Here is a 5,400-nt window from a genome sequence, read left to right on the forward strand (position 1 = left end):
CGCTCGCAACCGATTTCGTGTGCAGCTTTGACGAGAATACAATTGAGTTTGGAAATAAAAGCATACAAACGCTATTGAAAATCATTTTCATAAATGGTAAAATACGTAATCAGCATTAGCAATGGTGATAGTGACGGCCAAATTGAAAACTGAAGAAAGGAATGTGGTGGAATGACAAGGAAGACACAAGTTGCATTGACTTATGCTGTTTTGATGCAATTGTTAGCAGCTGCCGGTGCAGGCGTGGGTGCACAGTCAGCAGGTGTCGTCGGCGAGCATATTTATGTGCTGCCGACGGTGGTGGTGGAGGGAACTCCGCTGTGGGAAGATGAGGTGAAGTTCTCACCGCAGAGTAGGACGGTCATTACCCAGGAGGAGATCGAGCGCAAGCAGGCAAAGTCAGTCGAGGAGATTATTTTCCACGAGACGGGCATGACACGCAATACGGATGCAATGGGACGTGTCACGTTGTCCGTGCGCGGGGCGGAACCGCGTCATACATTGATTTTGGTGGACGGTCATCCGGTGATGGGTGATCTGGCAAAATACGGCGGCCAGGCGGATGAATTGATGCGATTGGGCACGGAAAATGTCGAGCGGATTGAGATCATTCGCGGGGCGGCGAGTGCCCGTTACGGGGCGGATGCGATCGGCGGTGTGGTGAATATTATCACGAAGGAAGCCGCCGCAACGCCGAAGTTACAGTTGAATTGGGAAGGTCGCCGTGTGGCTGATGACGAGAGTGAGTTGCCGTATAAAAGTTACTTCCTTCGTGCGGACACGGGGCAAATCGGGAAATTCCGCGCGGCAATTTACGGCAGCCATCGGGATGTGATGCCGATTTACAGTGAGACGTTGTTTGAGAACGGGGTCAATACGAAAGGACCGATCCGCAATGCGGTACGCTTTTTCGGTGATGTGCAAAATGTCGGCGTGTTGGCAACGTATCGGGTGAGTGACGCCGCGGAAATCGATTTTGCGGCCAATCGTTCGGATGAGGTGATGAAGCGGCTGACTAAACATTCCACGGACGGTCCCGATCCCGTGGTGCATTTCGGTCGGAATGCACAGCGGGATACGTATCGGATCGGGTACAGTCAGCAGCACGGTGCGACGAATTGGAAGCTGGATGTCGGGTATGCGAAGATGACGGAGCATGATACGACGATTTCTTCGATTGATGTATTTTCCCCGTATCAAGGGAAAAACAAGTTGCGTTATCTGGATCATGTGTTGCATAAGAATTGGAATGTGAAGCTCAGCGGCAGCACGCAGTTGAATGAACGCCACCTGTTGACTTTCGGTGCGGGCTATATGAAGGAAGAAGGCGAGGGTAGTCGCATTAAAGGGGCGAAAACGATTCGCACCCGGTATATCGATCCCTGGGATTATGATAAAAATTTGCATACGGACGCTAACGGCGTGCCGGAGTCCGCCGTGGAGGATCATCCGATGCAGATGAATGAGAAGGGCGTGCCGCAGTATGATCAGGTATATGATCGGTACGGGTACCGTGATGAATACGGGAAGTCGCATGCACCGGTGTACACCTTTGAGGATTACGAGGAAGACGATCCGGCGAATGAGGCGAAGCGGCAGCAATTCATTGCGGAGTTGCGTCGTGATAACCCGGCGGAGGCATTTATCGAAGATGGTGATCCAATGGATGACGAGACGATTTTGCGACGCTATTACGGGGACTACAAGCGGACGCTGGTCTGGCACGGCAAGAAGTTTGAGCAGGAGGTGACGGATCGCAAGAATCGGCAGCAAATCGGTCGGGCGGAAATCGAAAAGCAATATGTCTTCTTGCAGGATGCGATCCGCTTGAATGACAAGACGACGATTACACCGACGTTGCGCTGGGATCACAGCAACTTGTTCGGGTCGCAGGTGAGTACCGGCCTCGGGATGACGCATTTGATCGGCGGTGATGAAAATCGACGTCTCAAGGTAAATGTCGGTACGGGGTATACGGAACCGGGAATCGGCGAGTTGTACTATCACTGGGAAATGTATGCGGGGATGCCGTATGATCTCGGGATCGGACGGCTGGGATCCTACTGGTTCGGTAATCCGAACTTGAAGCCGGAGAAGTCATTGAATTTCGATATCGGCTATGAACAGGAGCACAATCGCAGCCGCTTCCGTCTCAATGTGTTCCATAATCGGATTCGTGATTACATGACGACGTATTTCACGGGTGCATTGATGGATTTCCATCCGGGGCAGGGGGATGATACCTGGATCAATCCGCCGGATATGATTTACAGTTTCAAGAATATCGGCAAGGCGGAAATCACGGGGGTGGAAACGGAGTTTTCGCGTGCGATTAACGATCATTTCTCCTGGAAGCTCGGGCATACTTACTTGCATGCGATCAATCGGAGCGACAAGAATATGCCGCGGCAACTGTTGAATAAACCGCAACACAAGATTGATCTCGGCCTCACGTATGAAAATCGGCATAGCGGGATTCGGCTTTCCTTCTGGGGCGACTACTATGTGAACATGCTGGACGGAAATACCGTCGCCAATAACGGTAACTTTGTGTACAATGAAACGCCGGGCAAGACGGAATACAAATTCGCCAAAGAGGGACAGCAGACCTATGAGCTGAAGAGCTTCGGCCGCTGGAATGTGTTCTTGCAAAAGCAGATGAAGACGGGATCGCTGGTGTACTTCGGCGTGGATAATGTCTTCAATCATCGCGATGATGATCAGGCGATACCGGAACGCACCTACAAGTTCGGCGTGAATTGGAAGTTTGACGATGCGGGGGCGTTGTTTACGGAGTGTCTGCCGTCGCTTGGACTGACGACGTTGTCACCGCAGACGCCGTTTATCGTGTCGCCGTTTGCGGACCTTGACGGGGTGCGTGTGTTCGGTGATTATCGGATTCGTCATGCGGTCATGACCGGCAAGCAAAAGCCGGCTCAGGCGCGTGTCACGACTAAGGCAACGATCGGTTCGGCGTACAAAAATTATCTCGAACGGGGTGAGAGCGGGTTTGCGCAGCGGATTCGCATCGGTGCGGCCGCCCCTCTCGGCGCGCGGACGAATGTCACGCTGGTCGGGGCGCTGTCCGGCACGGCAGCGGTCGATACCCGTCATGATGTGGGCGATACGGCGTTGAATAAGGCACGACTGGAGCAGGCGGATGTGACGCACAACGCAAGCAAGTGGGATTTCAGTATCGGGCGCTTGACGGAGCCCATGGGCGTGAGCGGGTATTGGTTCGGTAAGGAGTACGACGGGGTACGTGCCGTATGGACGGAAAAGAAGACGCAGCTGCGTGTCGGTTACGGCGATTTCCGTCACAGCACGGGTGTGACGGATTCGGCGTACAGTCGGGCGGAACACGCCGTGTTTATGCGGACGCCGACGAAGAAGGAGTGGCTGGGGTATGACGAGGCGTTGATCAACGACGAAACGTACACCGTGCCGCATACGGAGGTACCGGGGTTTGAGTCGTTGTACGACAAATTGGCCAAGGCGAAGACGCTCGCGGACGAAAAACGTATTATTGATGAGTATTTCAAGGTGATCGCCGAGGATGATCCCAAGGCGTACGAGAAGATTGCAGGACCTTCGTCGTATAAATCCAACAGCCATATTTGGCGGGTTGTGACGGCGACGGACAAGAACGGGAACGTGAAGAAATTCCTCACGACGGATACCTTTGATACCTATGTTCCCGGTAAGGATCCGTTTGATCGGGAGGCGTTGCGTAAAGCGGGCGAAACGTCATGGAACACCGTGATGAGCCGCACCGGTGAGAATAGGGAGCAATGGAAAGGGTTTGTCAGCGGTTCCGGTGTGCTCAGTGATCAGCAGTATACGTTTACCTCGGAATTTTACGGATACGGTACGTATAGGGGCAAGGAAGTTTTGGCGGATTTGGCGACGGCTTTCGGAGGCAAAAGATATGCCGGTTTCGAGCTGAATCAATTGCAATCCGGCGACTTCCAACGTCTCAGCAAAGAGGAAGCGAAGGAGCGTGCCCTTGCGTCTCTGTACGATAAAGACTATGCGCTGGAGAAAGTGCGTAAACGACGTGCGGACGGTGAAAAGGCCATCGGCTATCGCAAGGCGCAGATTACTCCGATCGCAGAGAAAATTATTAACTTGGCGGCGGAGGGCGGACGTTGGAAACCGGAAGGTAACAGCAATTTACCGCTGCACTTACTGGCGAAGAAAGGATACCTGTTCCCGCAGGAAGGTATCGTACTGAAGGCGGACAATGTCCCGGCGATCGAGCAGGCGGTCTATCTGCAGTTGCGGCAAGAGTTGACACCTGCCGTCGGTGTGAATCTGTGGTATTTACGTTCCGTGAATGACGATCAGGCAAAATTGCGCGGGGAACTTGGTATTCGTGATGAATCACATCAAGTTGGCCGCTTGGCGGATGTCGTCGGTGCCGGCGTGCGTGTGCGGATCGGCAAGTATGCGACGCTGTCTGCCGACTACGGCGTGAATCACACGGATTTCGGTGCGTACATGAACGGTCATACCCGTTACGAGCATGCGGCAGGGACTTCCGATTTTGTCGTCAAGGACAGAGAAGCGGGCGATACGCCGTCATTCCATGTGATTCGCTTCGATGTGGGCAGGGCTGATACGACCGTCGCAGGCAGTTGGAATGCGTTTGTCGACTACAAGTCGTTCGACCATGGGGCGTTCTTCGGCGGGAACGGCACGGAAGCATTGTCGGATCGGTATCTGGACGGTATCCGCAGCTTCACCGTCGGTATACGCTATGTTCCTGTGAAGCACCTCCTGCTGGAAGGATTCTATACGTTCGGTGCGGAAGGGATCGGCACACGTGATACGCTGTACGGGCCGGAGCATTTCCGTCTCGGCAATTATACGCGCGTGCAGGCGACACTGCGCTTCTAGTACGGCGTGCGGTCGGAGCAACACCATACAACACACCTTGTCGGTTGGCGGCAAGGTGTGTTTTCATGCGGGTAAATTCGTGTATTATGGAAGCAAATCATGGGCAGTGGCTTTGACGATGTACAGAGGAGGACGAAGATGAAAGCGATCTCGATTCATGCACCGTGGGGTGCGCAGATTATGGCAGGGTGGAAGACGGAGGAGTATCGCAGCTGGCAGACGGATTATCGAGGTGACTTGTTGATTTGCACGAGCAAGAAGCAGTACGGGCCGCAGTTTTTGCACGGGTATGCGATCGGCCATTGTAAAGCGCATTAGGATACGAAAATAAAATGCAAGCACTAAAAAAACACTCCGAAGAGTGCTTTTAGTCTACATAGGTAGAGCCCCGAAGGGCGATGCGGATAAATTTTTATTTGTACTCATAGTACCATGCATATAAAACAGTTGAAAGGCAAAAAAATGAAGATGCTGGTCAGGAAGAAAAGTATCTTCACTTTA

Annotated in this window: 2 protein-coding genes; both read left to right on the top strand. The window is 53.0% G+C overall.

The features are described 5' to 3' along the window. Window positions 1-171: 171 nt before the first annotated feature. Window positions 172-4,899 (top strand): TonB-dependent receptor plug domain-containing protein, encoded by a 4,728-nt coding sequence (locus tag KIB08_RS06855; protein WP_303991198.1) that lies wholly within the window; start codon window positions 172-174, stop codon window positions 4,897-4,899. 138 nt (window positions 4,900-5,037) lie between these two features. Beyond that, window positions 5,038-5,217 (top strand): ASCH domain-containing protein, encoded by a 180-nt coding sequence (locus KIB08_RS06860; protein WP_024047956.1) that lies wholly within the window; start codon window positions 5,038-5,040, stop codon window positions 5,215-5,217. Window positions 5,218-5,400 lie beyond the last annotated feature (183 nt).

Origin of the sequence: Negativicoccus succinicivorans, from assembly GCF_018372215.1 — a bacterium.
GTDB lineage: Bacteria > Bacillota > Negativicutes > Veillonellales > Negativicoccaceae > Negativicoccus.

Coding starts and splice junctions, on each gene's coding strand:
- KIB08_RS06855 (WP_303991198.1), top strand. CDS start 172: ATGACAAGGAAGACACAAGTTGCATTGACTTATGCTGTTTTGATGCAA.
- KIB08_RS06860 (WP_024047956.1), top strand. CDS start 5,038: ATGAAAGCGATCTCGATTCATGCACCGTGGGGTGCGCAGATTATGGCA.